Below are 2,157 nucleotides of genomic sequence, written 5' to 3'. Positions count from 1 at the left end.
GCACGGCCGAGAGTGTCTTCTGGCCGAAGTCTCCATCCGCCGCGCCGGTGCTGAAGCCCGCGGCCGCGAGCTTCTTCTGCAGCGACACCACGGAGGGGCCCTTGTCGCCCATGCGCAGCGTGGGCGGTGCGACGAGACGGGAGGCGGCGACGTCGGAGGGAGCGGCCCGAGATTTAGTGACCATGAAAGGGAGAGAAGCGCGGGGGAGAATGTGACGCCCCTTCGTCTACCGGTTTGCAAATAGGCCCCTAGTACTACAAGGTTACTTGGGAAGTAAGTTCGTACGGCCCGTGTTTCCAAGTCAGGAGGATACGGGGGGCATGACACGGGCACAGGTACGCCGGCTCGACCGGGAGTTGAGCGAGTACATGGAGTCGATGGTGGAGGGGCTGGGAAGGCGCGAGCGGCGCCAGGCCCTGCGGGACTACCTGACGGGCCTGCTGCTGGACGGGGAGCGCAAGAGCATTGAGCCGATGGCTGCTCGGCTGGTGGAGGACGAGGCGCGGGTAGAGGCCATGCGCCAGCGGCTCCAACAGTGTGTGTCGGCCTCGGGTTGGAGCAATTGGGAGATGCATCGACGTCTGGCTCTCAAGGTGCAGGAGCAGATGCCCGAGGTGGAGGCGCTGGTGGTGGATGACACCGGATTCCCGAAGAAGGGAACGCACTCGGTGGGGGTGGCGCGCCAGTATTCGGGCACCTTGGGGCGCACGGACAACTGCCAGGTGGCTGTCAGTCTGCACCTGGCCGGCAAGCGCGGCAGCGGCTGCATCGGCATGAGGCTCTACCTGCCAGAGGAATGGGCGCGAGACAGGGAGAGGCGCAGGACCGCGGGAGTCCCCGAGGAGGTAGGCTTCCAGCGCAAGTGGGAGATTGCATTGAAGCTCGTGGACGACGCGCTGGAGTGGGGCGTGCGGCCGTACGTGGTGCTGGCCGACGCGGGCTATGGCGACTGCCGGGAATTTCGCGAGGCGCTCACCCGGCGTGGGTTGCCCTACGTGGTAGGCGTGCAAGGCACGCACAAGGTGTGGCCACCGGGTGTTGTCCCCCACCGGATACAGACGCCTCCGGGCAAGCCGGGGCGTCCCAGCACTCGCTACGTGGCCGAGGGGGGCGTGGAGCCCTGGCGCATTGAGGAATTGGCGCGCCAACTGCCCGAGGCGCAGTGGCACCGGGTGGAGTGGGGCGAGGGCAGCCGGGGCCGACACTCCTCACGTTTCGCCGCCGTCCGTGTGCGCTCGGCGGAGCGCCATGTCCATTACCTGCCTCCTGGTGAGGAGATGTGGCTGCTGTGCCAGTGGCCCACCACAGAGCAAGCTCCGACGAAGTACTGGCTCTCTTCTCTGCCAGCCAACACCCCCAGACGGACCCTGGTGCGCCTGGCCAAGCTGCGCTGGCGCGTGGAGCGCGACTACCAGGAATTGAAGCAGGAGGTGGGGCTGGACCATTTCGAAGGCCGCTCCTGGCGCGGCTTCCACCACCATGCCACCCTCTGTGCTGTCGCCCACGGCTTCCTCGCGCTCCGTCGGGCGCTTTTCCCCCCTGAGCACCACCCCGTGGACGTTGCCCTTGGTGCGTAGGCGCCTCCAGCACCTGCTGCTGCGCCGCATCGGTCACTGCCCTCTGTGTCTGCGCCCCATCTCTGCTCGTGCTCCCCCATTCAACCTACCCTGCATCTGACCGGGTAGTACTAGTGGGGTACGCGCCATTCTGGAGCACCTGGGGCTGCCGACGTCGAGGGCAAGCTTGGCTCAAGCCCAGGGGCCCGCCCAGCGCGCAGGGTGTTGAGCCCCAAGCCCTCACGCTGCCCCACAAGCCCACGCCCCTTGCCGCCGCCCCATGCTGGGGGGGCCGCTTGGGCCGACGTGTGCCTGAAGAGGGCTGCACCTCCTCTCCACCGTCCCGTCCTGGCGGCCCCCCCTCCGCGACCTTCCTCGCTCGCTCCCTCTCCCTCCACAGGGCCCTCATCCCGCCTATACTCCCATTGGCCTTGATGACTTGTCCGTTGACCCAAGCTCCGTCGAGGAACCCATCGCCTCGCCGCGTCTGGGCCGAGTGCTCGCCGAGCGGATCCCCGGGGCGCGCTATGTCGAGATTCCCGGCGCCTTCCACGGGGTGACGATCCAGGACGCTGAGCGGATCAACGCGCTGCTGCTTGAG

Annotated in this window: 2 protein-coding genes; one reads left to right on the top strand and one right to left on the bottom strand. The window is 67.5% G+C overall.

Features of this window, described 5'->3' with window-relative positions:
• Positions 1-184 (bottom strand): peptidoglycan-binding domain-containing protein (locus VF794_RS14655; RefSeq protein ID WP_331110826.1); only part of this gene is annotated, 184 nt, incomplete at its 3' end.
• A gap of 136 nt (positions 185-320) precedes the next feature.
• Between VF794_RS14655 and VF794_RS14650 the strand changes: the two genes are divergently transcribed.
• Positions 321-1,577, top strand: a complete 1,257-nt coding sequence (locus VF794_RS14650; RefSeq protein ID WP_331110824.1) for an IS701 family transposase — start codon at positions 321-323, stop codon at positions 1,575-1,577.
• Positions 1,578-2,157: the final 580 nt, after the last annotated feature.

The organism is Archangium sp. (assembly GCF_036389735.1).
Lineage (GTDB): Bacteria > Myxococcota > Myxococcia > Myxococcales > Myxococcaceae > Archangium.
The sequence above is the reverse complement of the archived record's forward strand: the minus strand, read 5'-3'. Positions and strand labels throughout refer to the sequence as shown.